The sequence below is a fragment of the Pseudolysinimonas kribbensis genome, from assembly GCF_030161895.1.
GTDB lineage: Bacteria > Actinomycetota > Actinomycetes > Actinomycetales > Microbacteriaceae > Pseudolysinimonas > Pseudolysinimonas kribbensis.
In genome coordinates this window covers 3,526,995-3,544,872 of sequence record NZ_BSVB01000001.1, presented here as the reverse complement: position 1 = coordinate 3,544,872, position 17,878 = coordinate 3,526,995, and the positions used below count along the sequence as shown (strand labels likewise).

The following is a 17,878-nucleotide window of genomic DNA, read 5'->3' as shown; positions in this document are numbered from 1 at the left end:
AGTGCGGGTCATCACTCGGCGACTTCGCCGCCGCGCTGACCGCCGCGCAAGGCTTGCTCCGGGTCCGGCCGGACTCCCCTTCCGCGCAGTGGGCGCTGATCCGGCTACGCCACGACTCGGGCGATCTCGACCAGGCCTACCGTGATTGGAAGACGTACCGGCCGACGCCGCGGATCGCCGATGACGCCACGTTGTGGATGCTGTTGTTCCGTCATCACGGTAACGACATGGCGACGTTGGCGGAGTTCTTCGAGATCGTCACCAAGTTCGCCGACAACCGGCACGTCCGAAACTTCGCCGTCGCCGCGCTGACGATGGGGGAGGGACTCACGGAGCGGTCTCCGGACATCACTCCGTACAAGCTGCTCGACCAGTTCGAGCGTGAATACCAGGCGAGAACGCGTTCCGCCGCATCGAAGTCGATCCCGATGACCCGGCCTCGATCATGCAGCAGATGGACGAGCTCGCCGCCGGCCAACACAATCCCGCGATGCAGGAGCTGAACGACAAGCTCAGGAAGGGCCTGTTCCCGATCGGCGTCGCTGCCAAGCCGACAGGTAGACAACTCGCCGAGCTCATCAATCTCGGGCATCGCTCGCCGAGATTCGCCGGCCTCATCCAAGGCGTCGATGAGTCCGCTGCAGTCGATGCAGCGATCACCTCCGGGGTTGTGGTCGACGTCACTGCACTGTTCACACTCACCGTTCTGGACCGCGACCGCGCACAATTCCTCGCATCACGGTTCCCACGCCTGATATCGACTTCGCAGCAGATGGTCGACGCCGGCGCGGCGCGGGAAGCGTTCGCGCGCGAGGTCGAAGTGTTCATCCCCAGCGGGCCAGACGCTCCGGCAACCTTCCGCCCTCAGGATCCCATCGAGCTCCGTATTCAGCGCGAGAACGCGAATTCCCTCTACGAGTGGTTCCGTCAGACCGATCGCGTCGGCAACACGCAGTTCGCAACCGAGGTCGCTCAACGATTCGGGGATGAGCACGATCCGTGGCTCACGGCTTTGGATCTTGCAGTGCAGCGAGGTCTACCGTTCTGGTGCGATGACGTCGCGACGCGCGTCGTCGCCCGAGAAGCTGGTGCCCTGACATTTGGCACGCCGACCCTGATAGCGCGTCTCCGCGTGACGGGCGCTCTCAACGCTGTGGATGCGGACGCGGCGGACGTCGATCTGATCCGCAACTGGACGGTCGGAGTCCCGTTCCGAGACTGGGTGTGGGATGCCGCCGGGCGTGAGGAGCAATACGCGCCGCAGGGCCTCGCGGCGGCCCTCTTGCACAGCGGCCCGGAGCACGCTCCCGACAAAATCGCGTTGATGGTCAAAGCCGCTGCCGCGAATGTCGCTCTTCCCGATCACGTTTCTGCGTGGACTCGGATCGCCGCTAGCTACGCGCGCGACGTCGCCGGCGACGCCCAGGCTGCGTTCGACAACCAGGTGATCGTTCTGCGCAACCTGATCGGTCAGCAATGGATGGACGCCTCGTGTCTCGTGTTCGTCGTCAACGGGGCGCGCGGGGAGATCTCTCGTTGGAGTGAGGCCTTCCAAACCGCGTTCCGTCAGGTCTTCGTCGCGTTGGTCAACAGCAACGGCCATCCCGTCGCAGCGCCCTATGCGGTCGGACTCATCTCGCGGCTCGAAGACGTCGAACGACAGCTCGCCCTCGAGGTCATCATGGCCCGCTGAACGTCCATCAACGCGCCTGGTCGCCAAGTTCGCGGCGCCGGAGGGTGACGTAGTCCGAGCCGGAGCCTCCGGCTCGGGCAACGTGGGCCGCAATGATGGCCGGGGCGTACCCGAGGGTGTTGATCAAGCTCTTCGGGTCGAGTTCACGGCCGAGGTCGCGCAAGGTCGCATTCCGGGCGCGTTGGCCGTCGATGCCGAGGACGAGAAGCCTCTCGCTGAGGGTGCTCTCGTGGAGGTGGTGTCCGGCGCGCGTCCCTGGGAAGAGCCAGTCGGTGCCGGTGTTGGTGGTCTGCTGGTTCGCCCGGTTGCGCACGTGGGTCCAGAACATCGGCGCGATCGCCTCGGGGACGAGGGTGGGGATCTTGCCGAGGCGGATGTGCATCGCGTCCGGCTCGAGAGTGACGTCGGCGGTGGTGAGGGCGACGATCTTGTTCAGCGGGTGAGCCCATAGCAGCAGGAGCAGGCCGGCGATGCGCGTGGAGAGCGTGACCTGCTCGAGCGTGAGGCAGTTGACGACGAGTTGGATCCGCTGGCTCTGGGTGAGTTGGGGCTCGGACTGTGCTGCACGGCGGGGAGCGTCGAGCCGGTTCGCGCCATGGCGTTGCTGTTCGGGGTTGAGCCAGCGCACGAAGTTCCGGATATGCCGGCGCGTGCTGGTGCCGCTGCTGAGGTACTCGTCGACGTGCGCCTGTTGCAGAGCGGCAGGTCCGACGTCGTAGGTGTCTCGGAGCCACAAGAGGAACTTTCCGGCTTCGGTGATCTCTTGCTTGGCCGCGTGCGTGACCGTCTGAAGCTGCGCAGTCGCATGGTCGGCCCGGCGACGAGTTCGGCGCAGGTGGTGCCAGGTGCCGAAGCGTCCGATGGTGGCGCGGGTGCCGTCGTCGGGTAGCTGCGCGACGCGTTCGGTGAGCCACGTCTCGAACCGGACAAGGGGGAGTGGTTCACGCTGGGGGAGCATGCGGTGGTGTTCGAGGATCGCACGGAGATGCTCGGCCGCAGTTGAGCCGCGCAGCTGATCGAAGGCGTCGTGGGTGAGCTCGAGGTTCCGGGCGCCGATCCGGCTCAGAAGGTCTCTGGCTTTGGCTCCGCGCATCCAGGTGTAGACGCTTTCGGGGCGTTCGGCGGAGCTGAGAACGCCAACCAGGCGGTGCAGGCGGAGATCGTCGCCGGGTCGAAGAATGTCGCGGAGGTCGTCCTCGAGCGCGCAGCGTGCACAGAAACCCTTGCGGAATCGTTCGGCTTCTCGGCCGCATCGGTCGCATGTGAGCGCGGTCGTGATACTGGCACAGCTTCGGCACCATAGGTCGCCTTCGGGGGAGCGGCCAGGCAGCATCCGGTGTTCGCCGCATCCGGCGCAGGTGCCGAAGGTGTGCGTCGCTTGGGTGAAGCATGCTCCGCAGACTTGGCCGTCGGGCCACCGGACCCGTATCCGAGGGGTGGCCTGCCGGCATCGGTCGCAGGTGAGAGATCCCTCCGCTCGCGGTCGGCCGCGCTTCCGAGGCTCCACGAACCCCTGGATCGTGGGAGAGCGCCGCGACCCGTTCCCGCCGGTGGCTGGGCGGCCGCTGCTATTGGTCATCGTCGATGATGCGAGCTCGCACGGGCTTGTGGTCGCGAATGTCGGGGATGCCGTCGGCGCGGGAGCCGGCCCGTCTCTTCGTGCGGACGGTGGCCGTGTCGTGCGCGGTGAAGGTGATGAGGTCGTTCGGTGTCACATCGAGCACGTCGCATAGCGCTGCGAGCACCTTGAGCGAGACACGCTCGGGGTCCTGATTCACGATCCGCCACACCGCGTTGACGGTGAGGGTGATGCCACGCTCTTGCAGCAGGGCGAGGTCCTTGGCCTTCCGGATGTGGCGCCGGGCCATGAGCTCGGGCAGGTGCCACGCGTAGTCGATCTCGCGTCGGGTCATGACTTCCTCTTTTCATCGATGAGAGCTTGTGCGGCCGCGAGGGTGCGCTCGTGCGCTGCCTTCAGTGCGAGCACTTGGTAGTCGGGGAGGAGGGTGTAGCCCGTGGTTGTCGAGACGTGCGCGTGACCCATCTGGTGTTGAACGAAGGTCGCGTCGAATTTCTCGACGTACTGCAGATGGGTCGCGTAGGAGCGCCGGAAGGAGTGAATGTCGAGCCCCGGCGGGAACCCGAGCTCGTCGACCAGGGCGCGCAACTTCGACCAGAGATGCGACTCGCCGACGATCTTCCCGCCAGAGGTGGGGAACAGATCCGTGATCGGATCTCCGAACTCCTCCAGTCCCCACTCGACCCAATCCCGAACCACGTCCACCGACCATTGCCAGACGGTCAGCACGGAACGGACCTTCTTCGCGGATCCTCGGGGCGGCTTGCCCCATCGGACTCGCAGGACGCCGAAATCGCCGAAGTAGGGCGCGGAGCCGTTGCGGGAGAAGTCGACGAACTGCAGGTGTCGGACCTCGTTCGAGCGAAGACCCCACGCGTACGTCGTCTTCAACGCGACCGCGTCGCGCCATGCGGCGAGACCGCCTCGTCGGCCGGACTCACGGATCCGCACCACCTCGAGGTCCGCGAGATCGAACAGCTGCTGCAGCTCGTTCTGCGTGAAGGGTCGCTTTTTCGGCCGGGTCTCGGTCGGGACCGAGTGGGTGACTCTGTTCAGCTCCGTGACGATCTGAACGAACACGCTCCCGAACAGGCGGGCGCTCTGCTCGTTCCAGTCGTAGCGGATGTCTGTCGCGTAGTCGCAGAACAGCTTGATCGAGGTCTGATAGCTGCGCACCGTGGAGTGAGAGGTTCTTCACGCCGCGGGCATGCGAGAAGAACTCGTCGGCGTCGCCGAGTGTCCATTCCCACGGGTAGTGGCCGCTGAAGTCGATGAGCTGCTGCACGAGCTTGCGACGAACGCGGATGGTGGCGGGGAGAAGTCCTTCGCTTGCTGCTGGCGCTCCCAGCCCTTAAGCACCTCCGCGATGAAGCGATCAGGATCCGGCGCTTCGCTCCCGAAGGGCGAAGACGACGTTGTCGCGCTCGTCTTTCACGCGCTGAACACGCTCCGGGGCACGTTGCGACTGTCGCACATTATTTGCGTCTGCCGCAACTTGCGTTCAAGAAATGCCCGGTCAAGCCGCATTCAAGGGCCCACGCGTGCACGGGCTCTGGCCAAGCCAGGCAAGGTCATCGACGATGAACGTGACCTTGTAAACCCCAGGTCAGGGGATGGTTCTCGCGCAAATCGTCCCGGTCGCGAAAGATGCGGTAATTGCATCAGACGCACAAAGAGTATTTACATACTGACATAATGGCCGTTCCCACGGCCACGCCCGTTCTGTCCCCCTCGGGGAGCGGCGCCGCAGCGGCTCCAGCTCGCCCGCCCGCACCGCCGCAGGGCGCGCCGCACCCGCACGCCGGGGCGCGAGTTCGACCGTCTCCACGGCCTTCTCCAGACCCCAGTAGCCCCAGAAGTTCCCGCCACCACTCTCGCCCGCGAGGATCTTCGCGCGCCAGTGCGCGGGCATGTCGTTCTGGTAGTCCTTCGCGGTGAACGACCCGTGCTTCGCGAAGTAGGTGCCGATCCGGCGCGGGTCCGCGTAGCGCTCCACCTCGCGCTCCGACAGATCAACCCCGCGCGCCTCATGATCGCGGCGAGCCTGCCCGGTCGCTCCGACGATATCCGCCCACCGGTACCCCGCCCACTTGACGAACGACTGGTTCGGGATCGTCACACCCCGGCCTTCCCGACGCACACGAACGGACCGCCGCTCACCCCGCGCGGGCGGCGCCATGAGGATATGCAGGTGCGGCGCGCCCCGGCGCTGAAACTCCATCTTCCAGACGCCGCGGAGATGCTCGCCCCACGTCACCGCGTAGGCACGCACGAACCGATCGACCATCTTCTTGAACGTCGGCAGATCCGGGACCAGGGACTCCCAGTAGTCAGGATCCCCGTCGTCACCGACGCCCGGAAGGGTCAGGGTGACCATCGCAGCGCGGCGGCCCGGATCGGAGAACATGGGCTCGTAGTCGAGGGATTCCAGGGTGACCGTCATCCGGTTGCGGCTGCGCTCGGACCACTCCGTCACCCGGCCGCGAGTGGGGGCGTCATCCTCGGAATCGTCCACACCGTCATCATCCCCGTAGCCGAACTTCTCCGCCACAAGTCGCTTGCGCACCCGAACCAGGCCCGGCGCGATATCGAGGAAGAACGCGGGCCGCTCGTAGCGGCGCGGAGTCTCGTTCGTGACCTGATGGCCGAACCTCGACAGGCCCACCGGCTCCGGACGGGGAATCAGCGCGGCCGCGGCGCGCACGTCGAGCCGCGAGGGGATGCACAGCATGCGGGCCTCGCGCAGCGCGGGCGCGAGGTCTAGCATCGGGGACTGAACGGCCAAGTTCAACGCCCCCGCATCTAGCCATGTGGGGGGCGTTCTTCATCCCGCGCTCACCGGAGCCTCCGCCGCGACCGGCTCGAAGTGAACACCCGTTCGAACGGGCTCGCCGGCGAGCAGGTGCTCCGCGTCGAAGGTAAGTTCAGCAATCTCCTCCGCGGTGTGGCCCTTGCAGTACTCGACGTGCTTTTTCTTGTCGCAGTAGGAGCACACCCCATCCGGATTGCCACCACGGACCATCGACACCGCGTCGAGCGTGTCGTAACTCCGGAACGCGAGCGAGCCAGGACCGCGAAACCACTGCTTCGCCACGGGCGTCAGCTTGTCGCGCTTGCCCGAGGTCCACTCGTCGAAATCGAGGGTGTCGAACGACCGCCACCGGAAGACCCGGCGCGGCGCCCACAACCGCACCTGGCCGTCGTTGTCCACCCGGATCGGGGCGGGGTAGTATCCGCGGCATTCGGTCACAAGCTGGGTGACCTCGCGAATGATCTTGTCGCTCCGAGCCCACGACGGCGCCGACCAACCCAGGGTCATGTCGCGGCGTCGCAACTGGACGAGCACGTTCTGCACCGCGGCCGGCAGCCGCATAGCCTCGCGGCTCGACGCGATGCCCACAATCTCGTCCATGAGCACATCGCAGTGCTCAGCGTCGAGCAGCTGCTCGAAGTCAGTGAACGGCACCCACAGCGGATGCGGCTTGTCCGTCGCCGCGTCGAGGATCCGGACCGTGCTGAGCACCCGCCGGCCGCGAGCCAGCGACGGGAGCACGTCGTGCACCATGGCGAGGGACTTGCCGCCGCCGTTCGGGCCAACGTAGGCGCGGATCGGGAAAGCGCGACGGGCCACCCGCGCGCGCTGTTGCGACTTCGGACTACCGCCGACCGCGAGCACGATCCGAGCCGTCAGCGGCAGCCGCTCGGACGGGTCCAGGCGCGCCGTGTCGCGCGGGCGGCTGCTCGGCTCGATCGAGTCAGCGATGCGCTCCAGCGCGTGTGCAGATCGCTTCTCGCTACGCGTCATCTCGGTGTTTCCTTCCTCGCGTCGGCCGGCCGCTCACGGGGGTTCTGCCCTCCCGGTCGCTCACGCGACCTCCCGGGCAGAACCCGCCGGCTATCCGGCCCCTCCGATGAACGGCAGATACGACGCCACCGCACGGAGGACCTTGATCGACAACGTGATGCCCCAGCACAGGAGAACCGCGCTCACCACCGCGAGAATGAACGTCCAATCGACCCAGGCCCCCACCCCGGCGAGGTTGTCGAGAACCGGGTTGACCTGGTCATCCAGGTGGACCAGCCACTCCGGCGGCTCCCACACCGGGAACAGACTCGCGAACCAGGCAGCAAACCCCGTCGCAACGTCGATCAGCCACTGAACGATCACGAGTCGCCCCCGCCCACACCCTTGAACGCGACCACGGCCCCGATGTACCGCGTAACCGCGAGGGCGCCGGCCACTCCGAAGGCCAGATCGCCAAATACCCGCGACCACGACGCGACCGGGGCCAGCACGTCGCCCGGGCACGCCTGCATGATCGTCATCGAGTGCGCGCTGTGATCGGGGAACAGCCATGACACGTCGAAAGTGATGCCGCCGCACCCGCCCCCGACATCGTGAAACGACCAGGCGGGGATGATCGCGCCAGCCTTCCCCATCGGGGTATCCGCCCACGCGTCCGTCATCGTCGCCACGTCCGCCGCGACCGCATCACCGTCAGGCACGAACGCCCATTGGAGGGCGCACTTCACCGGAGTCAAAATCCAGTCCAGCGGGTTGAAGTCGCCCCACGACAGCGCGCCCCAGCACGACGCCGGATCGGGGTTAGACGACGCAGTACCGGTCGCCGCGCCGGTCGTGGTGCCCGGGTTCGTCAGCGTGTCGCCCGATGCCGGGTCGCCGTAGTAGTTGCCGGTCGCTCGCGCCTGAGCCGTGAACGTCGGAGCATAGACGTTGCACTCACTGAGGTCGACCGCATGCGTCCCATAGCTGCACGAGTACGTCGATGCCTTGTTCGGGTCGGAGAACCACGACGTGCACGAGTCCGGCGACTGGAAGCAGCTCACGCCGCTCTTGCTCAGATCCAGCAGGCACGATCCGTTCGAACACTCCGGCGCCAGCGACTGAGCGCTCTGAAACTCCGGGGTGGTCGCTTGCGTCCACAGCGTGTTCGTCACGCCGCCTCCGACCTCGAGCACCGACACGCTCGACACCGTCAGCCCGCTCGCCGGCGTAGGACACGACACCTCAGGCAGCACGCCCGAGGATTCCCTGAATCCGGCCGAGTCCTGCTGTGACGTCGCCCCGCTCGTGTACGCGATGACACACCGAAGCACCCGGTCGGGGTCGGCGTTAGTCCCCGGCCCGGGCCGCACGTAGCCGTCGCGGCGTACCAACGGACCGGCGTCGGGGATCCGGTCGGCTGCGCACACGAGCCCGGATAATCCGCCTGCGCCTGATCGGTGCCCGGCCCAGGGGACGACGTGAACATCGAATACGGCGCGTAGCCGGTGCCGCACGCGACGCTCATCGTGAAGGTGTCGCCCGTTACTCCGGGGGCGTAATTCGCGGGGCTCTCACCGACTGGCGGGCTAATCGAGTACGTCTGGTTCACCTGCTTAAACGACGTCGGAGTAGTCGTGTTCCTGCAGAACGCGACGCCGGAATCCAACGTCTGCCTCTGCGATCCAGGGATCACCTTGCACGTGTAGCTCGCGTTACTGCCGACGACCGTGACCGCGCTGAGAACGCACCCGAAGTAGCTCGTTCCGGGCGGCGCGACATACCCGCGATAAAGGGTCGTCGCGGTCCACCCCGACGGTCTCGGTGACACGTCGGTGTTGGCGACGAAGCCGTGCGGGATCGAGTTGTAGTCGTCGCAGTTAACGCCGGTAATGAACCCCACCACCGCCTGACCGACTCCGCTCGTGTTGCCGCAGACCGCGCCGTCCGCGTTGACGCCAGCGAGGCCGAGGATGCCGTGTCCGAGCTGCGCGCCGAGTTCATAGCTGCCGAGCGCCGCCGTCGCGCCGCCGACCGCCTTGCCGAGCGTCGCGAGCTTCGTCGCTGGCATCGTGTAACTCTCAGCTTCACTCGTCAGCGCTGCGACCTGGGTCGAACTAGCCGTTCCCGCCGCCCGCGCGCGGACCGCATTCTGAAAGGCGCTGCTCTTCGCCATGCGGTAGAGCATCACCGCCATCATCGTCTGATCGGTGGTCGCGCCCGCCACCGCCGTGCCGCCTGTAATCACCGACGGGAGCCCGTTCAGCGCCGGCGGCGCAATCGGCGGAGTCAACGCACCGGCCGGCGCCGCAACCCCGAGCAGAAGAACGCCGGTGCCGAGCAGCGCTGCGGCGATCAGAGCGACGGTGCGCCTCATAGCGTCTCTCTCCTGTCGAGGATGCGGGGAGCCAGTGCGCCCCGCCCCTGGGGGCCGGGGGACGGGGCGCAGAGCGGGGGACTCGCGGCGGTTACTTGCCGACGGCGCGGAGCGCGCCGATGCCCTTGCGGATCCCGAACGTGACCGCGAACACGACCACGCCCGCTGCGACACCGCCGCCGATGTAGGGCAACGCCCCCGTGGCCGCGGTGAGGATCGACGCCGCAAAGTCCGTCGAGGAATAACCCGGATCGGTCATGACATCTCCTTCCATCTTGTGGCCCAGGAGGGCCGGTTACCTCGGCAGCGGGATTGCCGCCGAGGGGTCTCTATGCGCGCTCGATATGCACGCTCAGCCGGTCCAGCACGACGCGCGCCTGATGCGGACGCCCCTGGCGCCACAGCGCGAGCCCGAGACGCAGCGTCGGCTGCTCCACCGGCGTCATGCCCTCCCACGTACACATCCGCAGGAACAGCCACACGTTCGGCCGGCCCGTCGCCTCGCGCGCGTCGCGGCTCACGGTCACCTTGCCCCGCGCCCTCACGACCGGGGCCTTCCGAGGTTGATAGCGACGCCGACCGCGAGCCCGAGGACCCAGCACCCGACCAGGAGAGAGACGATCTGCACTGCCGTGTCCGTCATCGCACGACCGTCCGGAACGCGGTGATGCCGGCGCCGATGGCCCAGCAGATCGCGACGACGCCGAGCAGCGCTCCGGCCACCCCGGCCGTCATCCGAAGAACTCTCGTGAGAGCCGGAAGCCGAGCGTGAACAGGCCCAGGCACGCCGCGGTCAGCAGCAGGTACAAGCCGTCCTGGGCCAACGCGTAGATGTTGTCGAGAGTCATCGGAGGGACCTCCGCAGCGACCACTCCATGAGCACGCCGACGGCCCTGCCGAGCGCCCAGCAGCAGACCGCCAGGCACGCCCCGCTCGCCATCCCGAACGCGACCGCCTCGTCGGTACTCACGAGCGCGCCGCCCAGACGAAAGCGCCGATCCACCCGACGCCGAGGGCCAGGATCACGAAACTACAGATGTATCCGAGCATGGGGAACGGCCAAGTTCTCCGACGCTGGCAGACCCCGCGCTAGGCGGGGACCGCCGCCGTCTGGCTCTGCGCGATGGTCGCCCACGCGGACACCATCGACGGGCTCACGAACCCCGCGAACTTCATCGACGTGCCGCGCCGGCCCTGCATGTCCCACTCGTTGTAGTCCACGAGCACCAGGACCCGCGTCCGCGGCTCGAACTCCACCGAGTCGAACTCGTTCGGCACCTTGACGACCAGTTCCTCGACCTCCGCGTCGTCCCGGAGGCCCGCGGTCTGCACCGTCAGGACGCGACCCTTGTCGATGACCTCACCCGTCTTCTGCCGCGTCACCTCGTCGCGCACCTCGAACAGATCGCGGTCCACATCGAGCACGAGCGCGTCGAGGATCACGAGCGGGTGCTGCTTGAAGTTCCGTTTGATCGCCACAGCGGGCTCCTTCGTCTAGGTGCCCCGAACAGCCAAGTCACGAGGCAATGTACTGAGAACTATGGATTACTTGACAAGGCCAGCGCAACCACCGGACCCAGCGAGTCCTACCCCCGTTCTAGGGCCAATTCTCGAGGACCCCTCACCGGCCCCTGACGGGCCCTCCCCGTTAACGGACCCCCGTCCGCGTGTCTCTGCCCAGCGTGGGCGTTGCACTCCGCTACGCGCCCGTCAAGGGCCCTACAGACGGCAGTGGGGGAGGGGTGCAGGAAGGAACTCCGTTCCTGTGCTCCACGAGTCCCAGCGTCGGGCCGTCCTCCGGAACCCTTGACAGCCGCTCCGCTCCGCGCACCGGGGCATGGGTGCAGCGATGCAGCCGCATCGCTGCGAACAGCGAAGGAGAGCAAGATCATGAACGACCACTACAGCCCCATCTACCCGGACATCCGGCACGCGCCGCGCCCCGCGCACCAGCCGAAGCCGTGCGGCATCTGCGGGGACCCCGACCACACCACCGCCTACCACCCGCTCCCGGAGGACCCGAGCCTCGCCATCGACACGGACTGCTGCCAGTGACCGGGCGCCGCGGTGACTACGCCACCGCCACCCCGGCCATGCAGCGCCCGGCCTACGAGGTCGGCGCGCCCGTCGAGCCCCGCATCCCCGTGCAGGGCGCCCAGCGCGGCATCGTGACCGCCCGACACGCCAACGGGCAGACCCACGCGTGGATGTACCGGGTCCGCTGGGCCGGCCCCTACGGGTGGGAGGACACCTACGCCGAGCTACAGCTGCGCCCAGCCGAGCAGGACGACCGCGGCTGCTACGTGATCGAGGTCCCGCTATGGTGAGCGCCGTCGAGCGGGGCGACTGGATCTACCTCGCGATCGCGCTCGCCCTCGTCGCCGTCACCGCCGCCATCAGATGGGCCGTGAGAACCGTTCTCAGTCGGCGCGATCGGCGTCGCTAAGCCACCAGCACCCAGGAGTCGCGCATGCCATCCAGGGTGTGCGGCTCGCCACGGTCCGCCGCGAGCAGCCGGGCGATATCCCGCGCCGTCGACGGGCCGTCGTTCACCGAGAGGAACCCGGTGCCCGTCGAGCGTCCGGCCAGGTAGGCGTGACGGCGCCGGACACGACGCTCCCGAACCTCGCCGGTTCGCTCGTTCACCCGATCCACGGTCACGACTCGCACATACGACCGGGACCGCGCTAGCTTGCGCAGGTGCCGCATCGCCACAACCACATCGCGGGGAATCTCATCCGCACCGGTCCAAGGGCCTCCTGACATAATACTGATTATCGGGTGACGCTCGCGCAACCTTCTGTTTTCGCCGAGCGGCCCGGAATCGACGTTCCACCGGTCACGAGGCGCCGATATTCGGCCGTTCGATGCCTCTGCCGGTTCGAACGGCGTCGACGAGCGGGCGACGAGCGCCTGAACGCCACTTCGCCGAGACCGGCCTGTCGCGCCGGATCGAGGCCTCGACCGTGGCCACCTGTCGCCTCGTCGATCGCACCGTGGCTGCTGACATAACGCAACTGCGCCCCTCGATCTACTTCGTGGTCGACGGGCAGCGGGTGGCGGGTGGCGGCGCCGGTGGATCAGCCGCGTCGCGCGAGGTAGCCCCGCACGGCGTCGGTGACCACCTGGTGATCGACGACGTCCGGCTCCCCGACATCGTGATCGTGCCGACGACCTCGCCGTCGACCCGGATCGGCACCGAGCCGCCGTGCGCCTTGAGCACCTCGTGATCGACGTCGGCCCGCTCGGCGAACGGTGTGCCGGCCTCCTCGTGCGTGCGGCGGACGCGCAGTGACGGTTCGCCGAAGCGCTCGGCCACGGCCGCCTTGCCGGCGAGCCACGGGTCGTTGCCCGGCCCCGTGCTGCGCAGCTTCGCCTGGAACACGACGTCGCCGCGCAGCACGATCCGCACCGCCAGGCTCCTGCCGGACATGCGGATGGCCTCCACGGCGGTGAGGCCGAGCTCCACGGCGTCATCGTTGTCGAACGACTCCACCGCGAGCCCGGTCGGGTCGATATCGGCGGCGGTGTACACGGGCAGATCGGTCATGAGGATCCCTTCAGGCGCCGGGTCGGCGGTCAGAACTGCGAGTAGAACCGGGGTGGAGACGTGGGCGCGAACACGGCGTCGAGCCGCTCCCCCGCGACGCCCGCGAGCGTGAGACGCGATGAGCGCTCGAGCTCGGTGGCCGTGACCGTGCCGAGAAGGAGCACGCCCAAGGTCGCCACGTCCATGGTCACATCGGGAGCGGCCGCCTCGACCCGACGGACCGACGCCGCTCCCCGCGCACGTCGACCTCGAAGAGCCCGGCGGCGTGTCCGAGATCGTCACGGATGTCCAGCACGATCGTCTCGGCGACCGCTCCGCGGTAGCGGCGGGATCCGAGCGCGGCGACGGGGTCGAGCACGCGCACCCAGAGGAGTCGTGCACCCCGGTCACGGCCGCCGTGCGGGGGTCGACGACCGCGTGCCGGATCGGCTCGTCGAGCACCGCGCCGTCGAACGTGAGGGTGTCGACGAGGTCCGTGTTGCCGAGCAGGGCCCAGAGCCCGAGGTAGGCGTCGGGTGTCAGGGCGATGAGGTCGAGGATCTCGAGGGAGTGCGCCCACGCTGTGCTGGGCCGGTAGAACGCGAACCCGTCGACCTCACCGTTCTCGCCGAGGTGCACTGCGGCGCGGACCAGCGCCGACAGCCGATCGCCGGTCGGCTCGAACAGGACGTCACCGAGGAACTCGGCGCGCCGGCTCACCGAGCCGAACGAGCGTGTGGAAGCGCTCGAAGACGGTCGGTGCGCGATCCATCAGCCAGTGGGGATCCACCTCGTGCACCGACCCCCTGCCGGAGGCTCGAAGCCGAAGACCGGAGCGGACGTCGAGGCGCAGCGGACCGCGCCAGACCGCCGCGCCGAAGCCGAACCGTTCGTAGATCCCGCCCTCGCTCGCGGTGAGGATCGACAGCGGCACGCCCGCGTCGGCGGAGGACCGCAACGACTGCTCCATCATTCGTCGCAGCAGTCCCTGACGGCGGTGGGTCGGCCTCACCCCGACGGAGGCGATGAGGATGCCGTCACCGGCGCCCCGCCGAGATTCAGAGTGCCGGGAACCGCCGCGAACGTGCCCACGGGCGCGATCCGCCCGTCCACGCCCGGTGCGTCCTCGTAGGCGCCGGTGAGCATCGCGCCGTCCGCGACCGCCGAGTCGACCAGCCAGCTCAACCGCGTCTCATCGGGATCGGCGCCGTGGTACATCTGCGGAACGGCGCGCGCCCACGTGCGGGTGCGCTCGTCGTCAGCCGCCGTGAAGTGCTCGAGCCGGGTCACGGATTCCCTTTCGGTGGGGTGTTGGCGCGCACGAGGTCCGGCAGCTCGGTCGGCTCGGTCTCGTGGGCGGAGGCGGCTTCGGCCTCCAGCTCGGTGGCACTCATCCAGCGCCAGTCGACCATGTCGCGGAGCTCCTCGTCGGTCCATCCGTCGCGCTGCGGCTCGAACGACGCCGGAACACGCACGGCGTACCAGGCCCAGTGCCCGCGGTCGTACACGTGCCAGCGCTGGTCGGGATCGAAGTCGGTGTCGAGGAAGGGCGCCGGGACGCCGTCCAGCTCCAGCCCGGTCTCCTCGCGCACTTCGCGAATCGCCGCGGTGTCGTGGTCCTCCCCGGATCCACGCCGCCGCCCGGCGTGATCCAGCGCGGCGGGATGCTGCGGTCCTTGCCGTAGTGCAGGAACATCAACACCCGATCGTCGGGGTCGAACAGCAGCACCCGGGAGGTGGCGCGGAAGGTCACGGGCTCTGGAAACCGCTCACGTCGCCGACCAGCCGGGTGTGATCATCCGGAATCGGGTCCACGGCCGCCCTCGCGACCTCGGCGGCGAACTCGGCGACCGAGTACAGGCGTCCGGCCTCCTCGCGCCGCGACTCGAGCGCACCGGGCTGGGCGCGCTCGAGGAGGGTCGCCGTGATGGTGCCCTCGATCATGTCGCCCGAGACGACGACGAAGGAGATGCCGCGCTCGTCGAGCTCGCCGAGGCGCGCGCGAAGCGCGTCCTCGCCGGCGCGTTTGCTGCGAGCCACCGGCTCGTAGAGGTCCATCGTGGCGGTCGTCTCGATGAAGTGCGCCTGGTGGCTGGTCACGAACACCACGCGCGACCCCGACGGCATCAGCGGCAGCGCCTTCTCGAGCACGTCGACCTGGGCGTCACGGTTGAGCCGGAGCGCATAGTCCTCGGCCATCCCGCCTTCCATGCCGCCGGAGGCATTCAAGACGAGCAGGTCGAGACCATCCCATTCCGCCTTGATCATGGCGAACATCGCGGCGACCGAGTCGGGAGCGGTGAGGTCGGCGCCGACGGCGATGGCCTCTCCCCGGCCTCCTCGATTCCGGCGACGACCTTCAGGGCACGCGCCTCCTTGTTGCGGAAGTTGATGGCGACCCGGGCGCCGGCGTCGGCCAGGTAGCGGGCCGTATCGGCGCCGATCCCCCGGCTGGAGCCCGTGACCAGGGCGCGGATGCCGGACAGCGTGCCGGCCGCGAGCGGAGCCTCATCGTTCACGGGATCCGACCCTACCCAACCCCTCCGCCCGCCGGGCCGGGTGGTACTTTCGAATCATGCCCAGTGACGTGATCTCGAGCTGGGCGTGGGTGGTGTGGCTGGCCCTCATCCTCATCTTCCTGATCGTCGAGGTGCTCAGCCTCGACTTCACCTTCCTCATGCTGGCCATCGGCAGCGCGGGCGGCCTCGTCGCCGGCCTCCTGGGGGCCCAGTGGTGGGTCGACATCATCGTCGCCGGCGTGCTGGCGCTTCTGCTGCTGCTCGTGGTGCGCCCGCCCTTGCTGCACCGATTGCGCCGCGGCGGCGATCCGGCGCGCACGAACGTGGAGGCCCTGCTGGGCCTGACCGGCACCGTCGTCGTCGCCTTCGCCGACGGCCGCGGTCAGGTGAAGCTCGCCAACGGCGAGACCTGGACCTCCCGGCTCGGCAACGCGGGGCCGGCATCCGATCGCCTGATCGAGGGCGAGCAGGTCGTCGTCACGGCGATCGACGGGGCGACCGCCGTGGTCGCGCCGGCCGAGCGGCATCGAAACGAACCCTCAGAAGGAGCCAGCGCCTCATGACCGACGGTCAGATCTTCGGCGACGTGATCCTCATCATCGTGATCGTCATCGTGGCGATCTTCGTGTTGACGGTCCTGTTCCGGTCCATCCGCATCATCCCGCAGGCGTACGCCGGCATCGTGGAGCGGCTGGGCCGCTACCACAAGACCCTCATGCCGGGCCTGAACCTCCTGGTGCCCTTCGTCGACCGGCTCCGCCCGCTCGTCGACCTGCGCGAGCAGGTGGTGAGCTTCCCGCCGCAGCCGGTCATCACCGAGGACAACCTGGTCGTCTCGATCGACACGGTCGTCTACTTCCAGGTGACGGATGCCCGGGCCGCGACCTACGAGATCGCCAACTACCTCGGTGCGGTCGAGCAGCTCACCACGACGACCCTGCGCAACGTGGTCGGCGGCCTCAACCTCGAGGAGGCGCTGACCTCCCGTGACAACATCAACGGCCAGCTGCGCATCGTGCTCGACGAGGCCACCGGCAAGTGGGGCATCCGGGTGAGCCGTGTCGAGCTCAAGGCGATCGACCCGCCCGCCTCCATCCAGGACTCGATGGAGAAGCAGATGCGCGCCGAGCGCGACCGCCGCGCCGTGATCCTCACGGCCGAGGGCACGAAGCAGTCGCAGATCCTCGAGGCGGAGGGGCACCGGCAGGCCGCGATCCTCCAGGCGGAGGGCGACGCCAAGGCCGCGGTGCTGCGCGCCGAGGGCGAGGCGAAGGCCATCGAGACCGTGTTCGGCGCGATCCACGCAGGCGATCCCGACAGCAAGCTGCTCTCGTACCAGTACCTGCAGACGCTGCCGAAGCTCGCCGAGGGGGCGTCGAACAAGCTCTGGATCATCCCGAGCGAACTGACCGAGGCCCTGCAGAACATCGGAGCGGGCTTCTTCGCGCCGCGCGACCCGGATGCCCCGAGAGGGTCGGGTGCGCCCAAGAAGGAGTAGCGCGGCCCCCGGCCCCGATGCGGACTGGTTCTCCCCGCTCCCCGCGGGTGCTCGCCCACCGCGGGCTCGCCCTCGAGGCTCCCGAGAACACGATGCTCGCCTTTGTGAAGGCGCTCGCAACCGGCGTCGCCTACGTGGAGACCGATGTGCATGCGTCGGCGGACGGCGTCGCCATCGTCAGCCACGACCCCGATCTGCGCCGGGTCGCCGGCCGGAACATGAGGATCGATCAGCTGACCGCGGCCGAGCTCGCACGGATCGACCTCGGGTCCGGGCAGACCTATCCGACCCTGACCGAGGTGCTCGACGCGTTCCCCGACGCGCGGTTCAACATCGACATCAAGCACGCGGCCGCGAGCGAGCCGGCGGCGCGCGCCATCGCCGCAGCGCGAGCCCAGCACCGGGTGCTCGTCGGGTCGTTCGACGGCCGGCGGCGTCGGAGCACCGTGCGGCGGCTCGACGGCGTGGCCACCTCGGCCTCGTCGCTCGCGGTGCTCGCGACGGTGGTCGGGGCCAAGCTCGGCATCCGGATGCTGGTGCGACGGGCCCTGCGCGACGTCGATGCCGTACAGCTCCCGCTCCGGGTGCTGCGCATACGCGCGACGACCCCCGCGTCATCCGGGCCGTTCACGAGCTCGGCATCGAGATGCACGTCTGGACCATCAACGACCCCGCGATGATGAGGCGACTGCTGGACCGCGGGGTGGACGGCATCATCACCGACCGATGCGACCTCGCGATGGATGCGGTGCGCCGGCGCGCGGCACCCTGATCCGTTCACTGCGAGGTCGGCGGGTTCCGCTGTGAAAGCTCTGAAAAGGGCCCTCCCCGGGCATGAACGCGACCACCCTCGGGTTGTATATGAGTCGCGTCCCACCGGGCGCGAGCACCACAGCGTC

General features: G+C 68.4%; 27 protein-coding genes and 2 pseudogenes. 8 read left to right on the top strand and 21 right to left on the bottom strand.

Features of this window, described 5'->3' with window-relative positions:
- A partial coding sequence (locus QQK35_RS19460) for a tetratricopeptide repeat protein (protein WP_284255553.1) occupies positions 1 to 503 on the top strand: 503 nt, incomplete at its 5' end.
- On the top strand, positions 455 to 1,693 hold the full coding sequence (locus QQK35_RS19455; RefSeq protein ID WP_284255552.1) for a PIN domain-containing protein: 1,239 nt from the start codon (positions 455 to 457) through the stop codon (positions 1,691 to 1,693). The genes QQK35_RS19460 and QQK35_RS19455, both read left to right, overlap by 49 nt.
- A gap of 7 nt (positions 1,694 to 1,700) precedes the next feature.
- On the opposite strand, the gene QQK35_RS19450 is transcribed toward QQK35_RS19455, so the two are convergent.
- From QQK35_RS19450 to QQK35_RS19395, 12 genes are all read right to left on the bottom strand, one after another.
- Entirely contained in the window at positions 1,701 to 3,026 is a 1,326-nt protein-coding gene (locus tag QQK35_RS19450; RefSeq protein ID WP_284255551.1) for a hypothetical protein, read from the bottom strand.
- 235 nt (positions 3,027 to 3,261) lie between these two features.
- Positions 3,262 to 3,606: a helix-turn-helix domain-containing protein gene (locus QQK35_RS19445; RefSeq protein ID WP_284255550.1), complete on the bottom strand. Its 345-nt coding sequence runs from the start codon at positions 3,604 to 3,606 to the stop codon at positions 3,262 to 3,264.
- Positions 3,603 to 4,448 (bottom strand): tyrosine-type recombinase/integrase, encoded by an 846-nt coding sequence (locus QQK35_RS19440; protein WP_284255549.1) that lies wholly within the window; start codon positions 4,446 to 4,448, stop codon positions 3,603 to 3,605. The genes QQK35_RS19445 and QQK35_RS19440 overlap by 4 nt, the downstream gene beginning before the upstream one ends.
- Positions 4,449 to 4,878: 430 nt before the next feature.
- Entirely contained in the window at positions 4,879 to 5,976 is a 1,098-nt protein-coding gene (locus QQK35_RS19435) for a rolling circle replication-associated protein (protein ID WP_284255548.1), read from the bottom strand.
- A gap of 120 nt (positions 5,977 to 6,096) precedes the next feature.
- Positions 6,097 to 7,077 carry a hypothetical protein gene (locus tag QQK35_RS19430; protein WP_284252023.1) on the bottom strand — a complete coding sequence of 327 codons (981 nt, stop codon included), beginning with the start codon at positions 7,075 to 7,077 and terminating at the stop codon, positions 6,097 to 6,099.
- 90 nt (positions 7,078 to 7,167) lie between these two features.
- On the bottom strand, positions 7,168 to 7,440 hold the full coding sequence (locus tag QQK35_RS19425; RefSeq protein WP_284252021.1) for a hypothetical protein: 273 nt from the start codon (positions 7,438 to 7,440) through the stop codon (positions 7,168 to 7,170).
- The gene (locus QQK35_RS19420; RefSeq protein WP_284255547.1) at positions 7,437 to 8,258 is read right to left on the bottom strand and encodes a hypothetical protein; all 822 of its coding nucleotides are present in this window, start codon (positions 8,256 to 8,258) and stop codon (positions 7,437 to 7,439) included. Before QQK35_RS19420 ends, QQK35_RS19425 begins: the two co-directional genes overlap by 4 nt.
- 11 nt (positions 8,259 to 8,269) lie before the next feature.
- On the bottom strand, positions 8,270 to 9,433 hold the full coding sequence (locus tag QQK35_RS19415) for a hypothetical protein (protein ID WP_284255546.1): 1,164 nt from the start codon (positions 9,431 to 9,433) through the stop codon (positions 8,270 to 8,272).
- A 91-nt stretch (positions 9,434 to 9,524) separates the two neighbouring features.
- Positions 9,525 to 9,692: a hypothetical protein gene (locus QQK35_RS19410; protein ID WP_284252017.1), complete on the bottom strand. Its 168-nt coding sequence runs from the start codon at positions 9,690 to 9,692 to the stop codon at positions 9,525 to 9,527.
- 70 nt (positions 9,693 to 9,762) lie between these two features.
- A complete protein-coding gene (locus QQK35_RS19405) occupies positions 9,763 to 9,978 on the bottom strand; it encodes a hypothetical protein (protein ID WP_284252014.1) in 216 nt (71 codons plus the stop codon).
- A 299-nt stretch (positions 9,979 to 10,277) separates the two neighbouring features.
- Complete coding sequence (locus tag QQK35_RS19400; protein ID WP_284252011.1) at positions 10,278 to 10,403, bottom strand: hypothetical protein; 126 nt, start codon at positions 10,401 to 10,403, stop codon at positions 10,278 to 10,280.
- A gap of 119 nt (positions 10,404 to 10,522) precedes the next feature.
- Complete coding sequence (locus QQK35_RS19395) at positions 10,523 to 10,912, bottom strand: hypothetical protein (protein WP_284252009.1); 390 nt, start codon at positions 10,910 to 10,912, stop codon at positions 10,523 to 10,525.
- Between the two features lie 411 nt (positions 10,913 to 11,323).
- On the opposite strand from QQK35_RS19395, the gene QQK35_RS19390 reads away from it, so the two are divergent.
- Together QQK35_RS19390 and QQK35_RS19385 are read left to right on the top strand one after the other, a co-directional pair.
- Entirely contained in the window at positions 11,324 to 11,488 is a 165-nt protein-coding gene (locus QQK35_RS19390; protein ID WP_284252007.1) for a hypothetical protein, read from the top strand.
- Positions 11,485 to 11,760, top strand: coding sequence for a hypothetical protein (locus tag QQK35_RS19385; RefSeq protein ID WP_284252005.1), 276 nt, complete (start codon positions 11,485 to 11,487; stop codon positions 11,758 to 11,760). The genes QQK35_RS19390 and QQK35_RS19385 overlap by 4 nt, the downstream gene beginning before the upstream one ends.
- A gap of 115 nt (positions 11,761 to 11,875) precedes the next feature.
- Here the strand turns inward: QQK35_RS19385 and QQK35_RS19380 are convergent, their stop codons facing one another.
- The 9 genes and pseudogenes from QQK35_RS19380 to QQK35_RS19345 all read right to left on the bottom strand — a co-directional run bounded on the left by QQK35_RS19380 (position 11,876) and on the right by QQK35_RS19345 (position 15,481).
- On the bottom strand, positions 11,876 to 12,079 hold the full coding sequence (locus QQK35_RS19380) for a hypothetical protein (RefSeq protein WP_284252003.1): 204 nt from the start codon (positions 12,077 to 12,079) through the stop codon (positions 11,876 to 11,878).
- A gap of 385 nt (positions 12,080 to 12,464) precedes the next feature.
- The gene (locus QQK35_RS19375; protein ID WP_284252001.1) at positions 12,465 to 12,983 is read right to left on the bottom strand and encodes a heme-binding protein; all 519 of its coding nucleotides are present in this window, start codon (positions 12,981 to 12,983) and stop codon (positions 12,465 to 12,467) included.
- A 29-nt stretch (positions 12,984 to 13,012) separates the two neighbouring features.
- Positions 13,013 to 13,162: a hypothetical protein gene (locus QQK35_RS19370; protein WP_284255545.1), complete on the bottom strand. Its 150-nt coding sequence runs from the start codon at positions 13,160 to 13,162 to the stop codon at positions 13,013 to 13,015.
- Between the two features lie 8 nt (positions 13,163 to 13,170).
- Complete coding sequence (locus QQK35_RS19365; protein ID WP_284255543.1) at positions 13,171 to 13,347, bottom strand: sterol carrier protein domain-containing protein; 177 nt, start codon at positions 13,345 to 13,347, stop codon at positions 13,171 to 13,173.
- 35 nt (positions 13,348 to 13,382) lie between these two features.
- Positions 13,383 to 13,682: pseudogene (locus QQK35_RS20745) on the bottom strand (hypothetical protein); the annotation flags it as partial.
- Complete coding sequence (locus QQK35_RS19360; protein WP_284255542.1) at positions 13,654 to 13,974, bottom strand: GNAT family N-acetyltransferase; 321 nt, start codon at positions 13,972 to 13,974, stop codon at positions 13,654 to 13,656. The gene QQK35_RS19360 and the pseudogene QQK35_RS20745, both read right to left, overlap by 29 nt.
- Positions 13,971 to 14,252, bottom strand: coding sequence for a hypothetical protein (locus QQK35_RS19355; RefSeq protein WP_284251994.1), 282 nt, complete (start codon positions 14,250 to 14,252; stop codon positions 13,971 to 13,973). The genes QQK35_RS19360 and QQK35_RS19355 overlap by 4 nt, the downstream gene beginning before the upstream one ends.
- The gene (locus QQK35_RS19350; RefSeq protein WP_431311829.1) at positions 14,249 to 14,617 is read right to left on the bottom strand and encodes an NUDIX domain-containing protein; all 369 of its coding nucleotides are present in this window, start codon (positions 14,615 to 14,617) and stop codon (positions 14,249 to 14,251) included. The genes QQK35_RS19355 and QQK35_RS19350 overlap by 4 nt, the downstream gene beginning before the upstream one ends.
- Positions 14,618 to 14,711: 94 nt before the next feature.
- A pseudogene (locus QQK35_RS19345) lies at positions 14,712 to 15,481 on the bottom strand (SDR family oxidoreductase).
- A gap of 56 nt (positions 15,482 to 15,537) precedes the next feature.
- On the opposite strand from QQK35_RS19345, the gene QQK35_RS19340 reads away from it, so the two are divergent.
- Genes QQK35_RS19340 through QQK35_RS19325 form a run of 4 tightly spaced genes read left to right on the top strand, consistent with a single transcriptional unit; the run spans position 15,538 to position 17,751 of the window.
- On the top strand, positions 15,538 to 16,044 hold the full coding sequence (locus QQK35_RS19340; RefSeq protein ID WP_284251992.1) for an NfeD family protein: 507 nt from the start codon (positions 15,538 to 15,540) through the stop codon (positions 16,042 to 16,044).
- A complete protein-coding gene (locus QQK35_RS19335) occupies positions 16,041 to 16,979 on the top strand; it encodes an SPFH domain-containing protein (protein ID WP_284251990.1) in 939 nt (312 codons plus the stop codon). The genes QQK35_RS19340 and QQK35_RS19335 overlap by 4 nt, the downstream gene beginning before the upstream one ends.
- Before the next feature lie 47 nt (positions 16,980 to 17,026).
- Entirely contained in the window at positions 17,027 to 17,659 is a 633-nt protein-coding gene (locus tag QQK35_RS19330; protein WP_284251987.1) for a glycerophosphodiester phosphodiesterase family protein, read from the top strand.
- The gene (locus tag QQK35_RS19325; protein ID WP_284251985.1) at positions 17,626 to 17,751 is read left to right on the top strand and encodes a glycerophosphodiester phosphodiesterase family protein; all 126 of its coding nucleotides are present in this window, start codon (positions 17,626 to 17,628) and stop codon (positions 17,749 to 17,751) included. The genes QQK35_RS19330 and QQK35_RS19325 overlap by 34 nt, the downstream gene beginning before the upstream one ends.
- Positions 17,752 to 17,878: the final 127 nt, after the last annotated feature.

What these genes read in the sequence shown, in the direction of transcription:
- QQK35_RS19410 (WP_284252017.1), bottom strand. Translation starts at nt 9,692, where the DNA reads ATGACCGATCCGGGTTATTCCTCGACGGACTTTGCGGCGTCGATCCTC.
- QQK35_RS19325 (WP_284251985.1), top strand. Translation starts at nt 17,626, where the DNA reads ATGCACGTCTGGACCATCAACGACCCCGCGATGATGAGGCGACTGCTG.
- QQK35_RS19375 (WP_284252001.1), bottom strand. Translation starts at nt 12,983, where the DNA reads ATGACCGATCTGCCCGTGTACACCGCCGCCGATATCGACCCGACCGGG.
- QQK35_RS19335 (WP_284251990.1), top strand. Translation starts at nt 16,041, where the DNA reads ATGACCGACGGTCAGATCTTCGGCGACGTGATCCTCATCATCGTGATC.
- QQK35_RS19390 (WP_284252007.1), top strand. Translation starts at nt 11,324, where the DNA reads ATGAACGACCACTACAGCCCCATCTACCCGGACATCCGGCACGCGCCG.
- QQK35_RS19445 (WP_284255550.1), bottom strand. Translation starts at nt 3,606, where the DNA reads ATGACCCGACGCGAGATCGACTACGCGTGGCACCTGCCCGAGCTCATG.
- QQK35_RS19455 (WP_284255552.1), top strand. Translation starts at nt 455, where the DNA reads ATGGACGAGCTCGCCGCCGGCCAACACAATCCCGCGATGCAGGAGCTG.
- QQK35_RS19430 (WP_284252023.1), bottom strand. Translation starts at nt 7,077, where the DNA reads ATGACGCGTAGCGAGAAGCGATCTGCACACGCGCTGGAGCGCATCGCT.
- QQK35_RS19340 (WP_284251992.1), top strand. Translation starts at nt 15,538, where the DNA reads ATGCCCAGTGACGTGATCTCGAGCTGGGCGTGGGTGGTGTGGCTGGCC.
- QQK35_RS19450 (WP_284255551.1), bottom strand. Translation starts at nt 3,026, where the DNA reads ATGCTGCCTGGCCGCTCCCCCGAAGGCGACCTATGGTGCCGAAGCTGT.
- QQK35_RS19415 (WP_284255546.1), bottom strand. Translation starts at nt 9,433, where the DNA reads ATGAGGCGCACCGTCGCTCTGATCGCCGCAGCGCTGCTCGGCACCGGC.